Annotated in this window: 1 protein-coding gene; it reads right to left on the bottom strand. The window is 24.2% G+C overall.

Annotated features, from left to right (window positions below):
- Positions 1-148: 148 nt before the first annotated feature.
- Positions 149-304: a hypothetical protein gene (locus CPX_RS03135; protein WP_200902630.1), complete on the bottom strand. Its 156-nt coding sequence runs from the start codon at positions 302-304 to the stop codon at positions 149-151.
- Between the last annotated feature and the right edge of the window lie 673 nt (positions 305-977).

Here is a 977-nt window from a genome sequence, read left to right as displayed (position 1 = left end):
CAAATATAAATTAAAATTTCTTAATTCTTTATCTGTATATCCAATATTTATCAATTCTTGAACTGTATAACCAGAAGTAATAAAATCACTAACTGTAAACCCAAATTCTCTTAAATCTTGAACTGTATACTCAAACATAAATTTCTTTTTATTTAGCAATAGAAATATAACCCTTATGAGCTAAAAAAATAGCAACAGGAATAACAACACCTAAAACAGGTAACAGCCAATACATACAAAAACTACCTAATGTTAATTTATTTCTACGATAACTACTTCTTCGATAACTTCTTTTTCTAGACATTTAAATCTCCTTTTGTTTAAATTTTATTTAAATAGAAAAACAACTTTATTCACTTATCACCTACTCTTTCAAGCATAAGGAGGTCATTAGTTTACCATGCCTACTTTTAAAAAATTTCCTTTATTTTTAGGATTTCTCAGACAAGTCGCCTATAAAGTGATGGAAAGTACTTATAAGAAGTACTACTTCTCCTCCGAGCCATAATTTTTGATTTTTTCTTTAAAGGTTCTTTTAAATTTGACAAATATAATATCCTTCTCTTTCGTTTTTTCCCATTTTTATAGTTCATCCGCAATAAGATTCATACAATGATACTAAAAATGATAAATAATAAGGTATTGTCCTAAACAACCTTATAACTATTTTTTATATATTGCGACAACAAGAGGCGACTAAAATGAGTAAAATCTGTTTCTGATGTAGTAAATATTTTCATTTCAAAGAGAATATCTTTTTTTAACTTGTGTACTTTTATTAAAATTCTTCACCTCTTTCTATTAATTGAATTTAATTTAACATAAAAATAAAGTAAAATGTAAAATATTAAAATAATAGTTATTATCTGGTGAAGAAAGTTGAAAGTTTGAAAAAAAACTATAAAAAGGTACTTATTTATCATTTAAAAAGATTTCTTATAATCTTATAACCTTTATACAAAAAAAGATACTTTTAT

Source organism: Candidatus Phytoplasma pruni (genome assembly GCF_001277135.1).
Classification (GTDB): Bacteria; Bacillota_I; Bacilli_A; order Acholeplasmatales; family Acholeplasmataceae; genus Phytoplasma; species Phytoplasma pruni.
This window is presented reverse-complemented; position numbering and strand designations above follow the sequence as displayed.

Excerpts from the sequence above, each read along its gene's own strand:
- CPX_RS03135 (WP_200902630.1), bottom strand. The coding sequence starts at position 304 with ATGTCTAGAAAAAGAAGTTATCGAAGAAGTAGTTATCGTAGAAATAAA.